Here is a 22,280-nt window from a genome sequence, read left to right on the forward strand (position 1 = left end):
TTCAGTCACCGCACTCGCGAACCTCGGGCGTCGAATATTCGTCCCCGATGACAGCGCGGGCAAACAGGTAGTTTTCCAGCGCTCGCGGGCTCAGGTCGTCCAGCGGCACTTCGCCTCGGGCGTCGCAGGGAAAAGCCAGGCCGCGGCCAGCGTGATACAGCGACTGGAAGCGCAGTTCGTAGTGGGCGCCACCCGCAATCGAAAGTCCGTGGCTCAGTTTGCTTTCCATGATGGGCTCCTTGCCTTGCCTCTGCCTTGATTTCGGCCTCTTGAAGCAAGACTAGGAGTGTTTTGGAGAAGCCTGCGTGCAATAAGGCGCAGCTTCTGGCCCCACCACTGATTCAACCCGTGACCCGGGGGGGATCGCCCAGCCGTCCGCCCCTTCAGTCGAGGGGTGCCAGATCAGCCAGGCGGCGCACCTTGACCTTGCGCCCCTTCAGCTTGCCGTCCGACAGGCGCTTGACCACCTCGCGGGCGATGCTGCGCTCCACGGCCACGTAGCAATGAAAGTCGGTCACGTGGATCTTGCCGATCTGGGCGGCCTCGAAACCGGCCTCGCCAGTGAGCGCACCCAGGATGTCGCCGCGGCGGATCTTTTCCTTCTTGCCGCCGAGGATCTGCAAGGTGTCCATGGCTGGCAGCAGCGGCGCCTTGGAGGCTGCCGTCATTTCAGCCAGCGGCTTCCACTTCAGGGCATAGCCCAGCAGTTGCTCGATGCGCCCGATGCGACCCATCTCGTCCAGGCTTGCCAGGTTCAGGGCCAGGCCTTCAGCGCCCGCGCGGCCAGTGCGGCCGATGCGGTGCAGATGACTCTCCGCATCCGCCGCGATGTCCACGTTGATCACGCATTCCAGCTCGGCGATGTCCAGGCCGCGCGCAGCCACATCGGTGGCCACCAGCACCGAGCAGCTGCTGTTGGTGAACTGGATCAGCACCTGGTCGCGCTCGCGCTGCTCGAGCTCGCCATGCAGCGCGAGGGCGACGATGCCCTGTGCCTGCAGGACGTCCACCAGATCACGGCATTGCTGGCGCGTATTGCAGAAAGCCAGCGTGCGCGCCGGACGGTAGTGCAGGAGCAATTGCGAGACGGCGTGCAGGCGGTCGCCTTCGCTCACCTCGAACGCGATCTGCTGGATCTGGCGCGGCGCGGCGGCCGCTTCGGCCTTGACCGTCTGCGGGTCGCGCATGAAGCGCTGAGCTAGGCCGGCCACGCCCTCGGGCCAGGTGGCCGAGAACAGGAGCGTCTGGCGGTTCTTGGGCGCCGCCTTCACGACTGTGGCGATGTCTTCCACAAAGCCCATGTCCAGCATGCGATCCGCTTCGTCGAGCACCAGCGTGTTGAGCTGCGACAGGTCCAGCGTGCCGCGCTCGAGGTGGTCGAGGATGCGGCCCGGCGTGCCGACGATGACGTGGGCGCCGAACTCGAGGCTGGCAATCTGGTTGCGCATCGGCACGCCGCCGCAAACAGTCAAGATCTTGATGTTTTCCGCGGCGCGCGCGAGCTGGCGCAACACTTCGGCGACCTGATCGGCCAATTCACGCGTGGGGCAAAGCACCAGCGACTGCACGTTCATGCGCGAAGCGTCGAGCCGGTGCAGCAGCGAGAGGCCGAAGGCCACGGTCTTGCCGCTGCCGGTCTGCGCTTGCGCGATCAGGTCGGTGCCGGCGAGCGACTTGCGCAGGGAAAGGGCCTGGATCGCGGTCATTTCGGTGAAGCCCAGCTGGGCCAGATTGGCCTGCATGGCTGCGGACAGCGGCAGGACGGCGAAAGACTGCGGGAACGTGTTCATCGAAGGATTATCCCAGGCCGCCTCGCGCGAGCCTTTACTTGCTCGGCAGCCGGTACATCCAGACCGCCACGCAGAGGCAAATCGCGGCAGGCAGCCAGGACCAGGCCAGCGGCAGCCGCCATGCGGCCACGGCGCAACCGAAGGTCATCATGACCCAGGCCAGTTGCTTGGCCCGAAGCGGAATCGCGCGGCGCGCGCGCCAGTTCCGCACCATGGGCCCGAAGGTCTTGTGACTCAACAACCAGGCCTCGCAACGCTTGCTGGCGCGGGCAAAACAGAAGGCCGCCAGCAGCACGAAAGGCGTGGTCGGCAGCAGCGGCACGAAGATGCCGACGATGCCTAGCACAAGCGCGGCGAGGCCGGCCAGCAGCCAGAGAACGCGCAGGGCGAGTGGGGTCGAGTTGGGCACGGCGCCAGTGTAGAGTGGCCGCCATGCCTGCCATCACCTGCATCGAAGACCTGCGTGTCCTGGCCGAAAAACGCGTGCCACGGATGTTCTATGACTACGCCGATTCGGGCTCCTGGACCGAAGGCACCTACCGCGCCAACGAGTCGGATTTCCAGGCCATCAAGCTGCGCCAGCGCGTGGCCGTGAACATGGAAAACCGCAGCACGGCGGTGAAGCTGGTGGGCCAGGACGCCAAGATGCCGGTGGCGATAGCGCCCACGGGCCTGACCGGCATGCAGCATGCCGATGGCGAGATCCTGGCGGCCAAGGCGGCCGAGGCTTTCGGCATCCCGTTCACGCTGTCGACGATGAGCATCTGCTCGATCGAGGACATCGCCGCCCACACCACGGCGCCCTTCTGGTTCCAGCTCTACATGATGCGCGACCGCGATGCGATGGAGCGCATGATCGAGCGCGCCCGCGCCGCCCGCTGCAGCGCGCTGGTGTTGACGCTCGACCTGCAGGTGATTGGCCAGCGCCACAAGGACATCAAGAACGGGCTTACTGCTCCACCTCGCCCGACCCTCGCCAACCTGATCAACCTCGCGACCAAGCCGCGCTGGTGCCTGGGCATGCTGGGCACGAAGCGCCGCACTTTCGGCAATCTCGTCGGCCATGTGAAGGCCGTCACCGACATGAAGTCGCTCGCCTCCTGGACCAATGAGCAGTTCGACCCGCGCCTCTCCTGGGCCGACGTGGAATGGGTCAAGCAGCGCTGGGGCGGCAAGCTGATCCTCAAGGGCATCATGGATGTCGAGGACGCCAGGCTTGCGGCCAACTCCGGCGCTGATGCGCTGGTGGTCAGCAACCATGGCGGCCGCCAGCTGGACGGCGCCGAGTCGAGCATCCATGCCTTGCCGCGCATCGTCGATGCCGTGGGCTCCAGGATCGAAGTGCACATGGACGGCGGCGTGCGCTCCGGCCAGGACGTGCTCAAGGCCTGGGCCCTCGGCGCTCGCGGCGCCTGGATAGGCCGGGCCTTCCTATACGGCCTCGGCGCCATGGGCCAGCCGGGTGTGACCAAGGCCTTGCAGATCATCCACAAGGAGCTCGACGTGACCATGGCCTTTTGCGGCCACACGCAGCTGAAGAAGGTGGACAGCGGCATCCTCCTGCCGGGCAGCTTTCCGCAGGCCTGATGCGGGCGCTACTTGTTTCGCTGATCCTGCTGGCAGGCCTGGCCGAGTCCGCGCCCTGCCCCGATGCACAGCCAGCACTTCGAGACATGCAGGGCAACGGCTACTACAGCGACAAGAACCACTCCATCGTCGACCCGGTCCTGAAGGCGCAGAACGAAGCGGCAGCCAGGCCCTTCACCGACTTCGCCGACCAGATCAGCCGGCGAGCCGACAGGGTGCTGGCGGGCGGAGCCGATGCGGCGGAAAACGCCGGTTGCGCACTCGCATGGCTTCAGCATTGGGCTGCCGGCGAAGCGATGCTGGGCAGGATCGCGACCAGCCAGGCGCAATACCTGCGCAAATGGACCCTGGCTTCGCTGGCCCTGGCCTACCTGAAGCTGCGGCCCCAGGCGAGCGCCGATCAGCAGTCGCAGATCGACGGCTGGCTGCGCCGCGTCGCCGGTGAGGCACTGAACCACATCCGCCACAGCAAGTCAGCGCGCAACAACCATGCCTACTGGGTCGGCCTCGCCATCATGGCCACGGCCAGCGCCACCGCTGACACCGAACTGCGCAGCGCAGCCCGCGAGCTCTTCAACGATGCCTTGAGCGACATCCAGGACGACGGCAGCCTGCCACAGGAACTGGCCCGCGCCGGCAAGGCGCTGGCGTATCACAACTATGCGCTGGCCCCGCTGGTACTGACAGCCGAACTGGCAGCGCGCGACGGCGAGGATTGGTACGCGCTGCAGGGATCGCGGCTGGACTTGCTGGTCGAGCGCACCGCTTCCGGCATTGCCGATCCGGCCTGGTTTGTCAACCGAACCGGTCTCAGCCAGGAGCTGCCGCGCGGCGGCATCACAGGCTGGGCTGTCTTCTATTCGCAGCGCGGCGAAGCCCGGCGACAGAGGGTGCTTGCCATACCCACCAACGGCCCCTTGCGCAACACCACACTCGGCGGCGACCTTCATCTGATGTCGTCCAAGCGCTTCTTTTCGACGCGCTGACTTGCGCCGCTACTTCGATGGCCCGACGATGCCACCCGGGCTGGTAGCGATTGGCGACCCAAGGCCCAAGCTTCAACAAGGAGTCGTTCATGCCATCTTTGAAGAACATCAGCATCGCTCGCAAACTCACAGCAGCCTTCGCCCTCATGCTGCTCCTGCTCGTCGGCCTGGCCTGGTTCGCCAACAGCCGTCTGCAGCTGGTACAGGCTGACTCCAGGGAGATCAGCGGCAACTGGCTGCCCGCCGTTCGCCTGGCCGGCGTGATGGACGCAAGCGCCTCCGATTACCGCGTCGGCCTCCTGCAGGCGATGGCAGCCAGCACGCCGGAACAGAGCAAGATCGCCGAAGCCAATATGGCCAAGGCAAGGGACGAGATGCGCGTCGCCTCGACCGACTACAAGTCATTGATCAACGACGAGGAAGAGCGCAAGCTCTACGAGAAGTTCGATGCCGCCTGGAGCGAGTACCAGTCGCTTGCAGCGCGTGCCGTGGTCGCGGTCAACGCAGGCAATGCCGAGGAAGGCCGTCGCATCCAGGGTGGCGAAGCTCGCCAGGCCTATCTGCGCGCCAGCAAGGACCTGCAAGACCTGGTCGACATCAATGCCAAGGGTGCAAGCGCCTCGGCCCTGCACGCCGAGCAGGTGTTCGGCTCAGCCCAGATGTGGCTGCTGAGCGTGTCCGCACTGGCCGCTGCAGCCGCCATTGCCATGGCCTTGTTCCTGATTCGCGCGATTACCGCGCCGCTCGCTCAGGCTGTGCAAGTGGCCGATCAGGTGGCCGACGGAGACCTGAGCCAGCGCATCAACTTCGAAGGCAGCGACGAAACCGCGCGGCTGCTGGCCGCCCTGCAGCGCATGCAGCAGGCACTGGCAGCCACCGTCGGCACCGTGCGCCAGGGCGCCGAATCGGTCGCGTCAGCCAGCGCACAGATTGCCCAGGGCAATGTCGACCTCTCGGCCCGCACCGAGGAGCAGGCCTCGTCCCTGGAGCAGACCTCGGCCACGATGGAAGAGCTCAGCGCCACCGTACGACAGAACGCCGACAGCGCCCAGCAGGCCAATCAGCTGGCCAAAAGCGCCAGCACCGTGGCGCGCGACGGTGGCGCGGTGGTGGGCGAGGTGGTCACCACGATGCGGGGTATCGAAGACAGCTCCAAGCGCATTGCCGACATCATCGGCACCATCGACGGCATCGCCTTCCAGACCAATATCCTGGCGCTGAACGCGGCGGTCGAGGCGGCCCGCGCTGGCGAACAGGGGCGTGGCTTTGCTGTGGTGGCCAGCGAGGTACGCAGCCTGGCACAGCGCAGCGCCGAGGCCGCCAAGGAAATCAAGTCCTTGATCAACGATTCGGTCGAGCGGGTCCAGACCGGCACCCTGCTGGTGGACCGCGCCGGCAAGACCATGGGCGACATCGTCACCTCGGTGCAACGTGTGGCAGACATCGTCGGCGAGATCAGCAGCGCCAGCAGCGAGCAGAGCGCCGGCATCGCGCAGGTGGGCGAGGCCGTGACGCAGCTGGACCATGCCACGCAGCAGAACGCGGCGCTGGTCGAAGAAAGCACTGCCGCCAGTGAAAGCCTGAAAGCGCAGGCGGCCACGCTGCTGGAAGCGGTGGCGAGCTTCAGGCTTGAGAGCGGATCGGTGGCGCGAAGCGTTGCGAAGGCCCCAGCAGGCGCCGCGGCGAGCGGCAATCTCTGGGCCAACTCCTGAGCGCTTGCTGCTGCTCAGCGCGGCACGGCGAACAAATGCAAGGCGTTCGCCACCTTGCGCAGCGCGGGTTCGTTGAAGGGGCGCTCCATCGCTGAGCGGCCCTGCAGTAGCAAGGTGGACGAGCCACCGCCATCGAGGTTGATGGCGTGCACCGCGCCGAGCTGCGCCATCACCGCTGACATCTGCGCCAGCGATAGGCCCAGCACCGGCGGCCGGCGGCCTTCGGCCAGCGCGATGATCAGGAAGCGGCCGGAGGCATCCAGGCCCACGGCGGTGCGCGGATGCACCATTGCGCAAAGGTTCTTGCAAGTGGCGTCGTCCTCGGCGGTGCGTTGGCGGCCATGGTCCAGCAGCCAGGGCGTGCCAGCCATCACATTGCGCCATTCGGGCCGGGCCTTCTCCGGCTTCAGCTCGATCACGCAATGCTGGGCCGCATCGCAGGCCAGCACGGGGCTCCTGGCAATCTCGAACACCGGCTCCCAGGCCTCTCCATCGCTGATGGTGATGCCACGCACCTGGTACTCCTTGTTGAAGAAGGACACATTGATGCTGGCCAATGCGCCGGCGGCGCTGGGCATGTTGTCGATGGCCTGGCCGCGCTCGGCTGGCGGCGAGACGCTGAGCTTGACGGTTTGCAAGTCAACCCGCAGCGCATGCACCACGCTGTCCGGGAAAGGCGTGATCCGCGCATAGTCCAGGCCCGCGCTGTTCGCCTGGATGCGCGCGGGAATGCTGGCGCAACCCGCCAGCGCAAGAACCAGCCAGCCCAGCAGCATGCGCCTCATGCGCCCTCCTTTGCGTGGGCCCAGAGCATGCCCTGCAGACGCTCCTCAAACAGCGGCAGGCTGGAATGCCGCCCGCGGAACTTCTCCGGGTCTGCACCTTCGCCCGAGATCGCGTAGGCGATGCCGTTGCCGCGCCGCGGATCGATCAGCAGGCCGGAATGCAAGCCATAGGCAAAGCCGAGATGCCCCCAGGCTTCCTGACCTGCAAAGACGCGATCGCCCCGCCCGCCTTCGCTGCGGTCGATGAAATGCTGCAGTCCCACGCCCCAGGCCTGGAACAGGCCACCCAGGTTGTCGCCGTTGCCGGCCTGGGCTTCAAAACGCCATTGCTCGGTGCAGATCAGGCGCACGCTCTCAGGCCTGAGGAAGGCCCGGCCGTCATGCCGCCCTTCGGCCAGCAGCATGCGGGCAATGGTGCCCAGGTCTTTCACGCGCACGCGCAGCCGTCCTTGCGGACCGAACAGCGTGCCGTTGCTGCCCAGCTTGTAGTCGGCCAGACCCTTGAACGGCTTGGGCGGCTCGCGGCTGAAGTCGTCGACCTGCGGCACCCAGGGGCCGGCCGTGTCATATGGCTGTTCGTCGCGGCGCTTGCGATAGAGCACGGCCACCTGGGCCAGTTGCTCGGGCGGCAGCGCCGAGGCATCAAAGCCGCCCGCCATGCCCAGCGGCACCTGCACCAGCTCCCGCATCAAGTGATCGAAGCGCCGACCAGCGGCGACTTCCATCACCGAAGCGAGGACACCATAGTTCAGATTGCAATACTGGAAGAAGGCCCCCGGCGCCCGTTCGCCCCAGGCCCGGGCTGCGATGCTGCCTTGCGCGCCCAGCAGCCCCTGCAAGGTGGCGGGCAGCTCGAAGAAAAGCCCGCCAGCATCGGTCAAACCGGAGCGGTGGCTCAGCAGCAGGCGCGGCGTGATGGCCACGTCGGCAAAGCGCGGATGCCGCAGCCTGAAGCCCAGGCGCTCGGACACGTCTTCGTCCAGGCTCATGCGGCCGGCTTCAACCAGACGCATCATCCCCAACAAGACCACCAGCTTGGTGACCGAGGCGATGCGGAACAGTGTGTCGGGCGTGACCGGCAAAGCCGGCCGGCTCTCCGAAGCGACGACACGATGACCGTATTGGCCTTCGAACACCACCTCACCCTGGCGCAACACCAGCACGCTGAGGCCTGGCAGCGGGCATTGCGGGTCGTCGACGAGCCCGCGCAGTTGCTGCGCCAGATCCGGCGAGGCCTGGGCCATCGACACCACGCTCGCGCCAGCACCGGCGACGCCCCACTTCAGCATCGTGCGGCGCTGCACCTCATTCATCGCCGTCTTCCTCGACTTCGACGGCCTCACGCGTCGTCACGATGGGTCGCATCACCTGGACTTCGAAGCGGTAGCGATCAGCGCGGTACAGGGTCTTGGCGTACTCGACGACCTCGCCCGAGCCGGCATGCGAGAGCCGCTCCACCAGCAGCGAAGGCGAGAACGGCGCCACGCCCAGCGCCCCGGCCTCCTCCTCGTTCAGGACGGTGGCCTGCAGTTGCTGGCTGGCGGCACGGATCTGCAAGCCATAGCGGGCCTCCAGCAGTTCGTACAGCGAGCCCGTGGCCAGCACGGCGGCATCAAAGCCGGGCACGCGCGAATGAACGAGGTAGACGGTTTCGAGCGCCATCGGTTCATCGCTGGCCAGGCGCAGCCGACGCACCTCCAGCAGCTGTGTGCCGGGCATGACCTTGAGCCGCTGGGCCAGCTTGGCGCCGGCCGCCAGCAGGCGGCTGCTCAGCACCTCGCTCGAGGGCACCAGGCCGCGCTGGCGCATCTCTTCCGAGAAAGACATCAGAAGCGGCTGCTTGACCACAGGTTGGCCTGACACAAAGGTGCCCGCGCCCTGCCGGCGCTGCAGGAGGCCGTCGAGCTCCAACTCACGCAGGCAGCGCCGCAGGGTCTCGCGCGCCACCTCGAAACGTTCGCTCAACTCGCGCTCTGGCGGCAGGCGGCCACCCTCTCCGTTCTGCTGGATCAGCTCCAGCAGGCGCAGCTTCAATTGCTCGCGTTTCTGATTGCGGTCCGGGGTCATGGGCGCCCTCGCTCTAGGCCGGCAGGCCGGCAAATTGGTTTGCAGATGGTCTAACGCGATGGTAGCGACTAGACCAGCTGCCACTGAACCGGCGGCGCGTGTGCCAGATGCCAAACCATCAGCAGACCATAACCGGATGACGCTTTGCCGACCTGACGGCGGCCGCCCGACCTCGGGCATTCCCGAGGCGCCAATCGGGCCAGGCTTGCGAGACTCCCTGCCAATGAACGAGTCCTGCCTCCAGCCCAACGTGCCGCACGCCTGACGATGCTGCACCATCTTCGCCTGGGCGATCTGAGCGCGGCCGTCACGTCGGTCGGCGCGGAGCTGCGCAGCCTGCGTCGCGGCGACGACGATTATCTCTGGCAGGGCAGCGGCGCGGACTGCGGCACCGAACCACAGGGGCTTGGCTCGGCGGCCCTGCAGTTCCCGCACGTGGGGCGCTTGCGCGAGGACGGGTTTGCCCACGCGGGCCGCTTCTATGCCCTGCCGCCGCATGGCATTGCCGGCAGCTCCCAGTTCCGCCTGATCGAGCGCGCCGCCCACAGCCTGACGCTGACACTGCGCGCCGACAGCCACACGCGCGAGTGCTACCCCTTCGATTTCGAATTGCGCGTCACCTTCACGCTGCGCAGCGATGGTCTGGTGGTGGACTATCGGGTGCGCAACCGAGGTCTGGAACGGATGGCATTCAGCCTCGGGTCGCAGGCCTCACTGGCCCTGCCGCTGCGGCCGGGCGAGGGCCTGGCGGACTGGATGGTCGGCTTTGACTGCGCGGAAGCACCCGAGGTCTATCGGCTCGATGGAAGGCTGCTCGGCTCCCTGCCCCAGCCCTTTGAATTCAAGCCCCGGCAAAGCGTGCAACTGGGGTCGCAGCAATTCGTTGCGGGCGGCCTGGTGTTCAAGAACATCAACTCGCGTCGGCTGGACCTGCTGCACCGCCGCCACGGCCGCCGCCTCGCTCTGCATACCGGTGCTGCGCCGCACCTGTGCCTGTGGTCGCGCCCCGGCGCGGAGTTCGTCACCATTGCACCCTGGTATGGCGTTGACGACGACGCCCAGACGCCACTGGAGCTGCTCGCCAAGCCGGCCGCCATCCTGCTGCCGGCCGGTCGGGCCTTCGTGGCTGGCTACCGGATCGAGCTCGGCTGAATGCTCAGGGAATCCGCAGCTCGAACAGCGCCCCGCCGCCAACACCTTCGCTGAGCCGACTCAGGCCCTCGCGGCCTTTGTTGCGATGGGCCTGGGCCACGGCGCGGCAAACCTGCAGGCCCAGGCCCGTGCTGTGCTCGCCCGGCGTGGCTGCCGCCGGGCCGGGGCCGTCGTCGGCGATGGAAAACACCAGCATGCCGTCCTCGCCCAAGGCAGCGGCCAGCCGGATGCGGCTCACCGCGTAATGCAGGGCGTTGTAGAGCGCAGAGTCCAACGCCAGGCGCAGCAGATGGCGGTCGCAGATCCACATTGCCGGCAACTCAGGGGCCGCCCGCACCTCGATCTGCAGCCGCCCGCCACCCAGCAGCCGCGCGTCGTCGGCAAGCTCCTCCAGCATCTGTGCCGGTGACTCATCCTGCAGATGCACAGGCAGCCGGCGACCGGAGGCCAGGCGCTGGGTCAGCAACAAACCGCTCAATCTATGGGTCAGCTGCAGCACTTGCGCGTGGCTGCCCGCTGCCAGTTCCTGTGCCTCACCTGCGCTGCTGAGCACCTGCAGGCGCGCCAGCGAGTCGGCCAGCAAGGCAAGGCGGTTCTTCAGGTCGTGGACGATGACGCTGTCCAGCGGCGTGGTCATGACGCGTGCTCCGCGTCTGCTTGCAGGCTCATCCCTTGACACGCTCGCGGAAGAACTTGCGGGCTGCCGCCACGCGGTCATGGTTCGGATAGCGCGCCGTCAACTGGTCCAGCAGTTCGCGTGCGCGGTCGGCATGCTGCTGTGCCTGTCCCATCCGGTTCATTGCGATCAGGTAGAGGGTGCAAAGCTCGATCAGCACGCTGAAATTGTGCGGTGCGCGCACCAGCGCCGCCTCGCCGACGACGATGGCCTGGGCCAGATCGCCGCCCCGCTTGGCTTGCTGCAACTGCTGCAGCGCCTCGTCAACGTCCCTGCCTTCTCGCTCGACCTGCTCACGGCAAGCCTCCTCGACTGCCGTGCCCTTGGCGGAGTTCAAGGCGGCGGCCAGCATCATCGGCTGGTCGGAGTTGTTGCGGGCCACGGCCAATATCAGCGCCTGGCCCAGCTCCAGGTTGCCGGTGGCCAGCGCAGATCGCGCCATCAGCAGCTTGTGGGCGTCGGGCAGCTCTTCCATGCCGCCTTGCTGGGCCTCGGCCATCAGCGTCGCGGCCTTGTCAGCCTGGCCCAGCTGGTGCAGGCCCTGCGCCTGCAGGGCCTTGCCCAAGGCGCGGGCTGCGGGCAGGTCAGCAAACTGCTTGCCCTGTTCCTGGGCCATCATCACGCCCTTGCCGATCTCGCCGTTGTCCATCAGCGCCTGGGCCAGCAGCATGCCTTCATGGTGACTGCGCTGCAGCGCACTGCGATTCTTGGTGACAGCCGACTCGAGCGCGCGCACCGCCAACGCCACGTCGCCGTTGGCCTGGGCCAGTTCGCCCAGCTTGATCTTGCGCTGGGCATTGGGCGCCAGGTCGGCGAGAGTCTTTGCCAGCGCCAGCGCACCGACGGCATCGCCGCGCTCTTCGGCCAGTTCCAGCAACAGATCGAAGGCGGCTGCATAGTCGGGCTGGGCCTGCACCAATCTCTGCAGCGCAGCCTCGGCTTGCGGTGCGCGGCCCAGGGCTCGCAAAGCCTGGGCGAGACCCAGCTGCGCCCAGGCCAGTTCGGAGTTCAGGCCGAGCGCCTGCTCGAAACATGCTCGCGCATCGTCGAAGCGGGCCAGCTTCATCAACGCCTGCGCCTTCTGCTTGTAGCCTTCGCCGCGGGTGCTGTCAGCCTTCTTGATGAATTCGTCGGCCACGCTGATGGCCTGGTCCCAATCGCGTGCATCCACCGCCACCAGCAAGGGCGCGAGCTGCTGCTTGCGGGCGGCCAGCGCCTCGATCTGCCGGGCCAGCAATTGATCGGTGAAGGGTTTGAGGATATAGCCGTCGGGCTGGTAGTCGCCAGCAGCCAGCACATCGGCGCGCAAGGAATTGGCCGTGATGTAGATCCATGGCGCCAGCGGATTGACACAGCGATTGCCGCGTGCGGTTTCGAGCAGTTGCTGGCCGTCCGCCCCTTCGCCCAGGTTGTAGTCGCACAGCACCAGGTCGAAGCTGCCTTCACGCATGGCCTTCAAGGCTTCGTCCGCATGCGCTGTCATCACCACCTGGCGAATGCCCAGCCGGTACAGCGACTCGCGGATGATCTGCCGCATCTGCTGCTGATCCTCGACCATCAGCACCCGGAATGAAGTGATGGGCTTGCCCACCGGTGGCGCCACGCTTGCTCCCTGCGCAGAGTGTTGCTCGTCTCAGTATCGTGCAAATGAAAAGGCCCGCAAGAGCGGGCCTTTCCGGAGAGCGAGAACGATCAGCGCGATTACTGAACGCCCATCTCCTTCAGCAGGTTGTCGGCCTTGTCGACGACCTTCATTTGCCACTGCATGTAGCGGGCGTCCAGCACGATGGAGCGAACCATCTTGGGGTTGAAGTCCACGTCGGCGATCACGGCGTCCAGCGTGCCGTCAAACAGCAGGCCCACCAGCTCGGCCTTGCTGTTCAGCACTGGCGAGCCGGAGTTGCCACCGGTGGTGTCCAGCGTGGCCAGGAAGTTGACCGGCACATTGCCCAGTTCCTTGGCGGCGTACTTGTCGAACTTCTTGGCCTTGATGGCGGCCAGCTGTGCAGCCGGTGCATTGAACTCGCCCGTGCCCGTGGCCTTGGCGCTGACGCCGGCCAGGGTGGTGAACGGCGTCCAGTTGCTGCCATCGGCGCCCGGCGTGCGGCCGGTCACCTTGCCGAAGCTCACGCGCAGCGTGCTGTTGGCATCGGGGTACAGGGCTTCCTTGCGGCTGGCCTTGTAGGCCATCAGGGCCTTCATGGTGCTGGCATAGGCCTGCTGCACGCGGCCGCCCAGTTCCTTGTCGCGGGTTTCGCGGGCTTCGTCGTCGGCATACAGGGCCACGGCGGCCTTGATGAAGGCGTCGTCGCTGGCCTTGAAGTCGGCCGGCTTCTTGCCGACCCAAGACGTGCGCTCGGCGCGGTCAGCCAGCTTGGAGCCGGCGTACAGCACGTCCAGGCGAGCCTTGATGGCGGCCTCGTTCATGCCGGCCGTCAGGCCCAGGGCCGACAGGAAGGTCGGGTTCAGCGTGCTGGCCGGCTGGGCCAGGTACTTGACCAGGAAGCTGGCGGCGATGGCCTTGTCGACCTTCTCGTCGTAGCGGCGCTCCAGCGACTGCAGGCCGGCAGCGATGCGGCTCATGTCGCGGGCCTGGAAGCCGGACTTGCGCTCGGCATCAGGCTTTTGCTGTTCCTCAGCCAGCTTCACCAGCGTGCGGGCCGTGCCCAGCAGCGTGGGGCTGCCCATGCCCATGGCCATCTCGGCCTTGCCGATGGCCTGGCGCTCGGCGATCAGCTTCTCGGCCGTGGCGAAGTCGGCGCCCCATTCCTTGGCGCGCTTCGGGTCGGCATTGACCCAGGCCTTCAGATCGGCATAGCCCTTTTGCTTGCGGTCCAGGATGTCGGAGCCGATGTAGCTCTCCTGCTGGCCCTGGAAGTTCTTCATCGTGTTGTTCAGGCCGGCGACCGTGCTGGCGTACTTCAGCTCGGCGTCCTTGCGGCCTTCGGTCTCGGCCTTGATGATGGCCAGGCGTTGCTCGAACGCGCTGATCACGGTGGGCTGCTGCCAGCTGAAGGTGAAGTCCACTTCCACCGGCAGGCGGTAGCGGTTGGTGCGGCCGGGGTAGCCGGTGACCATCACGAAGTCGTTTTCCTTCAGCGGGCTGCTGGCCAGCTTCAGGTAGGACTTGGGCTGGTAGGGCTTGTTGTCCTTGCTGTAGTCGGCCGGCTTGCCGTCCGGGCCCACGTAGGCGCGGTAGAAGCTGTAGTCGCCCGTGTGGCGCGGCCACATCCAGTTGTCGGTGTCGCCACCGAACTTGCCGACACCGTCGGCCGGTGCGTGCACCAGGCGCACGTCACGGATTTCCATCTGCTTGATCAGCTGGTACTGCACGCCGCCGTAGAAGCCGTAGACGTTGCAGCGGTGGCCGGCGTCCTTCTCGCACTCGGCGACCAGGGCCTTCTCGTTGGCTTCCATCGCATCGACACGGGCCTTGCCCGTCAGCGCGGCCACCTTGGCGTCGATCACGCGGTCCGTCACGTCCTTGACCTCGGAGGTCACGAACACGCGGCTGCCCGGAGCGGCCGGCAGCTCGTCGGCGAACGTGGCGGCCAGGAAGCCGTTCTTGATCAGGTCGCGGTCAGGACGCGAGTTGTACTGGATGCTGCCGTAGGCGCAGTGGTGGTTGGTGACCACCAGGCCTTGCGGCGAGACGAACGAAGCGGTGCAGCCACCCAGGCTGATCACGGCGTTCATCGGGAATTGGGTCAGGTCCTTCAGCTTGGCCGGGTCCAGGGCCAGGCCGGCGGCCTTCAGCGGCGCTGCGATCTGCGGCAGTTGCGAGGGCATCCACATGCCTTCTTCGGCGCGCGCGGCACCGGCGGCAGCCAGGGCCAGGATGGCCAGGCTCAGCGAGGAGAGCTTTTTCATTGAATCAGGTCCAGGTGGGGCGCGCCGGGGTGGGCGCGGGGCGTATGGCCTTGTGGGCCGAACAGCAAAGCCCAGAAGACTAGCACCGTTCTAAGGGTTTCCCCATAAGGCTTGCCCGAATGACGAAAGTCACCCCTGATGGTCCGAAGCCCAGGCGACGATACAAAAATCATCGCGTCGAAGCCCGGGAAAGCTGGCGCCAGGGCCCGGATTGCGCGATAAAGGTCCCTGACGCGAAGCTGACAGGAGCACCCCATGACGGTCCGACAACTCAGCCTGATCAAGCGCTGGCTGCGCCTGCATTCGCGCGGCCATGCGGTGGAATTGCAAGCCTGGGACCTGGTGCTGATGGCCTGGCTGGTGGGCCTGCTGGGCGTGCCCGTGGTCATCATGTTGGACGCGCCACTGTGGCTGCTGGCCTGCCTGACGGCCCATCTGCTGCCCGAAATGTATTCAGCCGCGCGGGTGCGGCTGCACCGGCGCGGCGTCTTGCGGTGTGACTACGAAGCGCTGCTGAGATGAATCAGTGAATCAGCCCGATCCACTCACCGGCGCTCTGGTAGCTCTCGAACAAGGTCAGCGAGAGCTCGCGCAGTTCGGTGTTGCTGCTGGCATGGCCCTTGGCCAGGCGCTCGAAGGCATAGAGCCGGTCGTAGATCATTCGGGTGGGCTGCACCGCAGTGCCTTCCTGCCGCATCAGTTGCTCGAAGTGCTGCAGCTCGCCCATGGCGACAGGACCGGCAATCAGGCTGCCGAGGTCGAACGATTCGTCCTGCCACAGCGTGCCGGCATTGGATGCGGGAACCAGATCGAGCGGGATGAACATGGGCGGCCTCATCGACGGAATGCTTGTGCCGCCATGATGCGAGCCGGCGCCAAAACTTAAGTCCGAAAAAGCAGGCAAAGACCCCGCTAATTCGGCTCAAGCCGGGTGCAGGTCAGTCGACGTTGGGACTTTCAGGCCGACCGTGCAGCGCCGGCCCCGTCTCCTGGATGAAGCTGTCCAGCTTCTGGCACCAGCTCGCAGCCGGGGCTTCAAGCTCTTCCAGGCGCAAGACCTCAATGCCGGCATCTGCCAGCATCTTGTCGGCCGCGCCGTTCTGCGCGACGTGGGTGGACTTCTTCTCGAGAAAGACCACGCGCTTGATGCCCACCTGGATGATGGACTGCACGCAGCGCGGGCACGGGAACTGCGTCGTGTAGATGGTGCCGCCGGTCAGCGGCAAGACCACGCAATTGAGGATGGCGTTGACCTCGGCATGCACGATGTAGCTGTGGCGCGAGCGCAGCGGGTTGTCGTCCTCGTCGGCCCAATAGCTCGGGTCTTCATCGTCGCAACCGCGCGGCAGGCCGTTGTAGCCGACGCCCAGGATCTTGTTGTCCGCACCGGCGATGCAGGCGCCGTTGCGCTTGCGGCCGTCCTTGGAACGGGCGGCGGCCAGCAGGGCAACGCCCATGAACATCGAATGCCAGTGGATCAGAGGTGTGTTTTGCATCGCAGGGAAAGTGTACCCATGGCCCGACGATGCCTCCCTAGAATGCCCCGCCATGGACCTGCAAGAGATGCTCACGAAATCAATTTGGGGCCGCAACCTCGCCGCTGCGGAGCTCGCCCGCGTGCTGCAGGATGCGCGTGAGCGCAAGGTGCCGGCGGGCGAAGCCATCGTCAGCAGCGGGCAGTTGGCCCAGCACTGGCTCGGCCTGATCAGCGGCTTCGGCAAGATGAGCGTGGGCTCGGCCGAGGGCCGCGAGACCAGCCTGACCAGCATCGCCAGCGGGGGCTGGTTTGGCGAGGGCACCTTGATCAAGCGCGGGCACTGGCAGTACGACGCGGTGGCGCTGCGCGATTGCCGCGTGGCGCAGCTGCCGCGTGAAACTTTCGAATGGCTGCGCGCCACCAGCCTGCCCTTCAATCACCACCTGCAAGTGCTGATGAGTGCGCGGATGGGTCAGTTCATTGCCCGGATGTGCGATGACCGTCTGCTCGACTCCACTGCCCGCGTCGCCCACTGCCTGGCCGGCCTGTTCAATCCCGAGCTCTACCCGGAGCCCGGCAGCTTCATCGACATCCGCCAGGCCGAGCTGGGCCAGATGGCCGGCGTTTCGCGCCAGCGCGCCAATCGCGCCTTGCAGCTGCTCGAGCAGCAGGGGCTGGTGAGCCTGTCTCGCCGCGGAATCGAGGTGCACGACCTGCCCAGGCTGCGCGCCTATTGAGACGCTGTTGAGAGCTTGCTGGCGCCAGGCACCCCCTTGTCAAGGCGGGTTGCCAGCGCAGCCCAATTCGAGGACAGTCGCGCCCAGTTCAAATCAGAGCCGGGACCCGCCTTGTCTTCTGCATCCACCGCCGCCACACCGGCCGCACCCTACATACGCGACGACCGCGCGTTCTTCGGCCATCCGGCCGGCCTCGGCTGGCTCTCGTTCTGCGAGCTCTGGGAGCGCTTCTCCTACTACGGCATGCAGGCGCTGCTGGTGCTGTACCTCAGCAACTACCTGTTCCTGCCGGAGAACATCGGCAACGTCGCCGGCATCCATCAGCTGCGCGCCCTCATTGAAGGCGTGACCGGCCCGCGCTCGCCGCAGCAACTGGCCTCGGTGGTGTTCGGCCTCTACGCCGGCTTCGTCTACCTGACCCCGCTGTTCGGCGGACTGCTGGCCGACCGGGTGCTGGGCCGCACGAAGACGGTCGTCATCGGCGCCGTGCTGATGGCGCTGGGCCATTTCCTGATGGCCTTCGAGCTGCTGTTCCTGGTCGCGCTGGCCTGCCTGCTGCTGGGCGTTGGCTGCTTCAAGGGCAATATCGCCGCTCAGGTCGGCTCGCTCTATGCCCCGGGCGACAAGCGTCGCGCCAGCGCCTTCCAGATCTTCATGCTGGCGATACAGATTGCCGTGATCGTGGCGCCCATCGTCTGCGGCACGCTCGGCGAGAAGGTGGCCTGGCATTGGGGCTTTGGCGCTGCCGGCGTGGGCATGGTGTTCGGCCTGTTTGTCTACCTGGCCGGCCGCAAATGGCTGCCGCCAGAAACGCCGCGCGTGAAGAATGCCGACGCGAAAGCGCCCAGGCAGCCCATGACTCGACGCGACAAGGCGCGCTTTGCGCTGCTGATTGGCCTGATCCCGGTGCTGATGCTGTCCATCGTCGGCAACCAGCAGTACAACAACGCCTTCCCGCTGTGGTCGCAGAAGAACATGGACCTGCTGCTGTTCGGCTGGCAGGTGCCGGTGACCTGGCTGCAGTCGGTGGACGCGGTGATGAGCACCACGACCATGATCTTCTCCATCGCCTTCTGGCGCTGGTGGGCCACGCGCCGCCGCGAGCCCGATGAAGTGACCAAGATGGCCCTAGGCGCCCTGCTCGCTGCCTGCGCGCCAGCGCTACTGATGATCGCCTCCGTCACCGTCGATGGTGGCCAGGGCAAGGTCAGCTTCGCCTGGACGATCGGCTACACGCTGCTCAACAACCTGGGCTTCGCCAACATCCTGCCGGTCGGCATGGCGCTGTACTCACGCACCGCCCCGCTGCGCATGGAAGGCCTGTTCCTGGGCATCTACTACCTGCATCTTTTCCTCGGCAACACGTTCGTCGGCTGGCTGGCAGGCTTCCTTGAAGAGATGAGCGGCATGCAGTTCTGGGGCCTGCATGCCGTGCTGGTCGCCAGCGCCGGCGTGCTGCTGCTGGCGGTCAAGCTGTTCTTCGGCAAGCTGCTGGAGCCGGACGATCAAGCGGCCGGCGCCCAGGCCTAAAGCGAGCTCGCACAGCCGACCTCCACGTCCGCAAATCTGCGTGGGCTCGGTGGTCCACAGCAGTTCGAAATGGATGTTGCCGCAGTGGTAGCGACCGGGGATGAGCATGGGGGACGAGTTTGACGATTTGACGATTGCAGCGCCACGGCGGGCTCAACCTGGAGACTTGATCAAATAGTCGAGTGCCCGCCTGAGACGGGCCCCGAGGCCAGTGCAAAATCTGCCCCCAGCTTGCAAGTTCGCAAGCGCCACCCTAGATCGCCGTACGTTCTCATGCCAAAAATCCCTCACAAGCCTTTCGTCATCGGTGTCGCAGGGGGCAGCGGCAGCGGCAAATCCACGGTCACGCGCCAGGTGCTGGCAGCCATCGGGCCGGAGAACGTGGCGGTGGTGATGCAGGACGACTACTACCGGGACCAGTCCCACATGCCGCCGCAGGACCGGCGCAAGCAGAACTACGACCATCCCGATGCCTTTGACTGGCCGCTGATGACTCAGCACCTGGCCGCGCTGCGCAAGGGCGAAGCCATCGAGATGCCGGTGTATGACTTCGCGGCCGACAACCGCTCCAGCGACACCATCACCGTGACGCCCGCGCCGGTGATCCTGGTCGAGGGTCTGTTCGCCCTGTACGACACCAAGCTGCGCAACATGATGTCGCTGAAGATCTATGTGGACACGGCCTCGGACGTGCGCTTCATCCGCCGGCTGCAGCGCGATATTTCCGAGCGCGGCCGCAGCACCGAGTCGGTGGTGAACCAGTACCTGGAGACCGTGCGCCCGATGCACAAGCAGTTCATCGAGCCGACCAAGCGCTACGCCGACGTGATCCTGCCGCACGGCGCCAATGGGCCGGCGGTGGAACTCATCACGACCAAGGTGATGAGCCTGCTGCAACCAAAATAGCGGCGCTGAGCCCCGCGGAGCCGCCGGGCCAGATCGGCGGCCTTGAGAACCGCCGACCGCCTACTGCTTCATTGGCTCGCCAGGCAGGCTTGTGACCACGACGGGACGGGTCGACAAGGCACTCGATTCCATCTGAGTCTTGCCCTCCTTCAAGGCAGCGCTGTCCGACAGGATGCTGACCGCCTCATTCAGGAGGATGTCGACGACAGACTTCTGCGTCTTCTCGATGGCCAGATCCTTGCTGAGCTTGCGCTCGTTGAATTGCAGGCCATCGTCCGCCAGCACGCCGGCCGCACTGCTGCCTCCAGCGCCCAGGATGGCGCTCAGGCGAGCCTCTGAATCGGCGCGCTCCTTTCTCCGCTTCGCTTCATTGAGCGAAATCACATTGTTCTTGCGACGTTGCTGGGCCTTGGCAAGATCCTCAACGAGGCCCTGGTATTCACGGTCGCGTTGCACACGGCTCTCGTGCCACGCCAGCAGGCGCGGAACTTGAGCGGCGATCTGGCCCACAGGCACGTAGTCGACCGCCTTGATGCGCGTCCAAGGCAAGGCATTGCCAAAGCTCGACTCGCCGAACGAGGCGGCGTCGCCACTGGCCAAGAGGCTGATGTCCGGTGTCACGCCGCGCAATTGCGTGGTTCCCCCGTTCACCCGGAAAAACTGCGCGATGGTCAGCTTCAATTCGCCATACACGGGGCTTGTGTTCTTGGCGATCTGGTCGAGGTCAGCCACGGTCTGGACCGTCCCCTTGCCGAAGCTGGGCTCGCCGATGACCAGGCCCCGGCCGTAGTCCTGAATCGCCGCGGCGAAGATTTCCGACGCTGAGGCCGAGGACCTGTTGATCAGCACGCCCATCGGACCGTCCCAGGCCACGCCAGTATTGATGTTTCTCTCGACGCTGATCTCGCCTCGGGCATTGCGCGTCTGGACCACCGGCACCTTGCCGACGAACAGCCCTGTCAGGCCAATGGCCTCCCGCAGCGAGCCGCCGCCGTTGTTGCGCAGGTCGATCAGCACAGCCTCGACCTTCTGGGCCTTCATGTCTGCCAGCAACCGTGCCACGTCACGCCCGGCGCTGCGGTAGTCCTTGTCACCCCTGCGTAGCCCTTCCACATCCTCGTAGAACGATGGCAGGGTGATCACGCCGATCAGGCGCTTGCCTTCGCCAGTCGCCACCGAATAGACCTTGGCCTTGGCCGCGCTGTCCTGCATCGTGATGGTCTTGCGGACCAGGACGACGGTCTTCAACGGCGCATCGGGCCCCTGGTCGGCGGGCAGGACGTCCAGGCGCACGGTTGACCCCACCGCGCCACGCACCAGCGCCACCGTGTCGTCCAGGCGCCAGCCGACCACGTCTTCGAGGGGGCTCGTCTCGCCTTGGGCAACGCCCACGATGCGGTCGCCCACCTGCAGCTTGCCTGACAGGAGGGCGGGCCCGCCGGCCACCAATTCCCGGATGGTGGCGTAGCCGTCGATATCGGTCAGGACGGCGCCAATGCCCGCCAACGACAGGCGCATCGAAATGTCGAAATTCTCTGCGGCACGCGGCCCCAGATAGTTGGTGTGGGGCTCGATCGCCGTCGTGTAGGCGTTCATGAACGCCTGGAAGGCGTCGCTGGCCTTGATCTTGCCGATGCGCTTCTCGGCGCTGGCGTAGCGCTTGTCGAGCACCTTGGCGATGGCGGCGTCGTCCTGGCCCGCGAGCTTGAGCCGCAACCAGTCGTTCTTCACGCGCTTGCGCCACAGGTCCAGCGAATCCGCCTCGGTAGCGGGCCAGGGCTGGTCCTTGCGATCCATCATCAGCGTTTCATCGCCGCTGAAATCGAACCCCTTGAGCAGCAGGCTGCGGGCATAGGCCATGCGCTCGACGGCCCGGCGCTCGTACAGATTGAAAATCTCGAAGGGCACGCGCAAGTCCTCGCCAAGGATCGCGTCGTCAAGCCGGGCTTTATCGACGGCCAGGCGGTCAATGTCCGACTGCAGGAAGTAGAGCTTCTCGGGGTCCAGCGCTTTCAGGTACTGGTCGAACATCTTGCTCGACAGGGCATCGTCCAGCGGAACGGCCTTGTAATGAAAGCGAGAGAGCAGCTCTGCAGCCAGCCGAGCCGCCTTGACCTCCTGCCCTGCCGGCTTCAGCGGAGGCGGGTAAGCAAGCCCAGAGTCCGCCGCCACAACAACGGTGGTTGTGAAAGCCAGCGTCAGCCAGAACCCAATCAGCTTTTGTTTCAATCTCACTCCACCACGGTTGAACCGAAGAACTCAGGGTCGATGCCAATCCTGGTCGATGGCTTGGTCGCTTGCCTGATCGCTTGCATGCCCAGGACCTGAACGCCGGTTGCTCATCGAAGGATACCTACGGCCCGGATACTGCCACGAGTCACGGGGGCTGACGTTCGTGACGGGCAGCTCCACAATCCGGACGCACCCGCTTGTTGGCGCTGCCGCTCAGACCTCGGCGAGGAAAGCCGCCGCATCACCCGCTTCACACGGCCAGTCTGCGAATACGCCGACCAGATTGCATTCCACGCAGTGGCAAGCGATGTAGTACCAGCGCACTTCATGGGTGCCCGCATGCACCGCGACGCCGGACACCAGCTCGAACACCTCGTTCTCGCACACGCATCCGTGCGTCTCGGGCGCGGCGCCTTCAAGGTGGCCCGCACTGTCGCCCATCAGGTGTTCCTGCCCGCAGTCGCTGCAGGTGCGGATGGCCACACCGGCCTCTTCGTCGGTCTGCAGCGCAAAGGTCCGGCAACCGCAAGCGCATTTGGACGTGGCAAACCGGACGGCCTCATGGCCATTCGCGATGCTGTAGCTGCGCAGTTCGGCTTGGGTGTCGCCGGACGTCGTCCCGTACCAGAACTCACCCTTCTTCGTCAGTGCCATTGATGCTGCTCCATGTCCCAAGAAGGGATTCCTGGCGGGCCTGACGCCAGGCCCGCCCCATTCGTCTGGATTTTGCCTGGAGGCGCGGCGAATCGTCGTCAAGGGCCTGGGTCGAGATG

General features: G+C 65.9%; 21 protein-coding genes. 8 read left to right on the top strand and 13 right to left on the bottom strand.

The genetic code is table 11. The features are described 5' to 3' along the window. Window position 1: 1 nt before the first annotated feature. From V3596_RS03055 to V3596_RS03065, 3 genes are all read right to left on the bottom strand, one after another. Window positions 2-229 carry a hypothetical protein gene (locus tag V3596_RS03055; RefSeq protein ID WP_334276119.1) on the bottom strand — a complete coding sequence of 76 codons (228 nt, stop codon included), beginning with the start codon at window positions 227-229 and terminating at the stop codon, window positions 2-4. 154 nt (window positions 230-383) lie between these two features. Next, window positions 384-1,790 carry an ATP-dependent RNA helicase DbpA gene (gene dbpA, locus V3596_RS03060; protein ID WP_334276120.1) on the bottom strand — a complete coding sequence of 469 codons (1,407 nt, stop codon included), beginning with the start codon at window positions 1,788-1,790 and terminating at the stop codon, window positions 384-386. A gap of 34 nt (window positions 1,791-1,824) precedes the next feature. Beyond that, the gene (locus V3596_RS03065; protein WP_334276121.1) at window positions 1,825-2,199 is read right to left on the bottom strand and encodes a YbaN family protein; all 375 of its coding nucleotides are present in this window, start codon (window positions 2,197-2,199) and stop codon (window positions 1,825-1,827) included. A gap of 23 nt (window positions 2,200-2,222) precedes the next feature. On the opposite strand from V3596_RS03065, the gene V3596_RS03070 reads away from it, so the two are divergent. From V3596_RS03070 to V3596_RS03080, 3 genes are all read left to right on the top strand, one after another. After that, window positions 2,223-3,377 carry an alpha-hydroxy acid oxidase gene (locus V3596_RS03070; RefSeq protein WP_334276122.1) on the top strand — a complete coding sequence of 385 codons (1,155 nt, stop codon included), beginning with the start codon at window positions 2,223-2,225 and terminating at the stop codon, window positions 3,375-3,377. Continuing rightward, window positions 3,377-4,363, top strand: coding sequence for an alginate lyase family protein (locus V3596_RS03075; RefSeq protein ID WP_334276123.1), 987 nt, complete (start codon window positions 3,377-3,379; stop codon window positions 4,361-4,363). Before V3596_RS03070 ends, V3596_RS03075 begins: the two co-directional genes overlap by 1 nt. Window positions 4,364-4,452: 89 nt before the next feature. Further along, window positions 4,453-6,075: a methyl-accepting chemotaxis protein gene (locus V3596_RS03080; RefSeq protein WP_334276124.1), complete on the top strand. Its 1,623-nt coding sequence runs from the start codon at window positions 4,453-4,455 to the stop codon at window positions 6,073-6,075. 14 nt (window positions 6,076-6,089) lie between these two features. Here V3596_RS03080 and V3596_RS03085 read toward each other — a convergent pair whose 3' ends face one another. The 3 genes from V3596_RS03085 to V3596_RS03095 are packed head-to-tail and all read right to left on the bottom strand — an operon-like array spanning window position 6,090 to window position 8,927. Continuing rightward, a complete protein-coding gene (locus V3596_RS03085; protein WP_334276125.1) occupies window positions 6,090-6,860 on the bottom strand; it encodes a phosphodiester glycosidase family protein in 771 nt (256 codons plus the stop codon). Next, entirely contained in the window at window positions 6,857-8,173 is a 1,317-nt protein-coding gene (locus tag V3596_RS03090) for a serine hydrolase domain-containing protein (RefSeq protein ID WP_334276126.1), read from the bottom strand. Before V3596_RS03090 ends, V3596_RS03085 begins: the two co-directional genes overlap by 4 nt. Then, window positions 8,166-8,927, bottom strand: a complete 762-nt coding sequence (locus tag V3596_RS03095) for a GntR family transcriptional regulator (RefSeq protein ID WP_334276127.1) — start codon at window positions 8,925-8,927, stop codon at window positions 8,166-8,168. The genes V3596_RS03090 and V3596_RS03095 overlap by 8 nt, the downstream gene beginning before the upstream one ends. A 267-nt stretch (window positions 8,928-9,194) precedes the next feature. Here V3596_RS03095 and V3596_RS03100 point away from each other — a divergent pair, with 267 nt between their 5' ends. Next, window positions 9,195-10,079: an aldose epimerase family protein gene (locus V3596_RS03100; RefSeq protein WP_334276128.1), complete on the top strand. Its 885-nt coding sequence runs from the start codon at window positions 9,195-9,197 to the stop codon at window positions 10,077-10,079. A 4-nt stretch (window positions 10,080-10,083) separates the two neighbouring features. On the opposite strand, the gene V3596_RS03105 is transcribed toward V3596_RS03100, so the two are convergent. The 3 genes from V3596_RS03105 to V3596_RS03115 form a co-directional block, all read right to left on the bottom strand. Continuing rightward, entirely contained in the window at window positions 10,084-10,716 is a 633-nt protein-coding gene (locus V3596_RS03105; protein WP_334276129.1) for a sensor histidine kinase, read from the bottom strand. Window positions 10,717-10,744: 28 nt separating this feature from the next. Next, a complete protein-coding gene (locus tag V3596_RS03110) occupies window positions 10,745-12,358 on the bottom strand; it encodes a response regulator (protein ID WP_334276130.1) in 1,614 nt (537 codons plus the stop codon). A 98-nt stretch (window positions 12,359-12,456) separates the two neighbouring features. Further along, window positions 12,457-14,625: a S46 family peptidase gene (locus V3596_RS03115; RefSeq protein WP_334276131.1), complete on the bottom strand. Its 2,169-nt coding sequence runs from the start codon at window positions 14,623-14,625 to the stop codon at window positions 12,457-12,459. Between the two features lie 255 nt (window positions 14,626-14,880). On the opposite strand from V3596_RS03115, the gene V3596_RS03120 reads away from it, so the two are divergent. Continuing rightward, window positions 14,881-15,147, top strand: coding sequence for a hypothetical protein (locus V3596_RS03120; RefSeq protein WP_334276132.1), 267 nt, complete (start codon window positions 14,881-14,883; stop codon window positions 15,145-15,147). Window position 15,148: 1 nt separating this feature from the next. Here V3596_RS03120 and V3596_RS03125 read toward each other — a convergent pair whose 3' ends face one another. Both V3596_RS03125 and V3596_RS03130 read right to left on the bottom strand, forming a co-directional pair. After that, window positions 15,149-15,451 (bottom strand): hypothetical protein, encoded by a 303-nt coding sequence (locus V3596_RS03125; protein ID WP_334276133.1) that lies wholly within the window; start codon window positions 15,449-15,451, stop codon window positions 15,149-15,151. Between the two features lie 112 nt (window positions 15,452-15,563). Then, on the bottom strand, window positions 15,564-16,121 hold the full coding sequence (locus V3596_RS03130; RefSeq protein ID WP_334276134.1) for a deoxycytidylate deaminase: 558 nt from the start codon (window positions 16,119-16,121) through the stop codon (window positions 15,564-15,566). Window positions 16,122-16,173: 52 nt separating this feature from the next. On the opposite strand from V3596_RS03130, the gene V3596_RS03135 reads away from it, so the two are divergent. From V3596_RS03135 to udk, 3 genes are all read left to right on the top strand, one after another. Then, on the top strand, window positions 16,174-16,839 hold the full coding sequence (locus tag V3596_RS03135) for a Crp/Fnr family transcriptional regulator (RefSeq protein WP_334276135.1): 666 nt from the start codon (window positions 16,174-16,176) through the stop codon (window positions 16,837-16,839). 111 nt (window positions 16,840-16,950) lie between these two features. Then, window positions 16,951-18,369 carry a peptide MFS transporter gene (locus tag V3596_RS03140; protein WP_334276136.1) on the top strand — a complete coding sequence of 473 codons (1,419 nt, stop codon included), beginning with the start codon at window positions 16,951-16,953 and terminating at the stop codon, window positions 18,367-18,369. 273 nt (window positions 18,370-18,642) lie between these two features. After that, window positions 18,643-19,275 (top strand): uridine kinase, encoded by a 633-nt coding sequence (udk, locus tag V3596_RS03145; RefSeq protein WP_334276137.1) that lies wholly within the window; start codon window positions 18,643-18,645, stop codon window positions 19,273-19,275. A gap of 60 nt (window positions 19,276-19,335) precedes the next feature. On the opposite strand, the gene V3596_RS03150 is transcribed toward udk, so the two are convergent. After that, window positions 19,336-21,510 carry a carboxy terminal-processing peptidase gene (locus tag V3596_RS03150; protein WP_416383955.1) on the bottom strand — a complete coding sequence of 725 codons (2,175 nt, stop codon included), beginning with the start codon at window positions 21,508-21,510 and terminating at the stop codon, window positions 19,336-19,338. A 210-nt stretch (window positions 21,511-21,720) separates the two neighbouring features. Further along, a complete protein-coding gene (locus V3596_RS03155) occupies window positions 21,721-22,161 on the bottom strand; it encodes a hypothetical protein (RefSeq protein ID WP_334276139.1) in 441 nt (146 codons plus the stop codon). Between the last annotated feature and the right edge of the window lie 119 nt (window positions 22,162-22,280).

It is taken from the genome of Roseateles microcysteis (genome assembly GCF_036880965.1).
Lineage (GTDB): Bacteria > Pseudomonadota > Gammaproteobacteria > Burkholderiales > Burkholderiaceae_C > JAUASW01.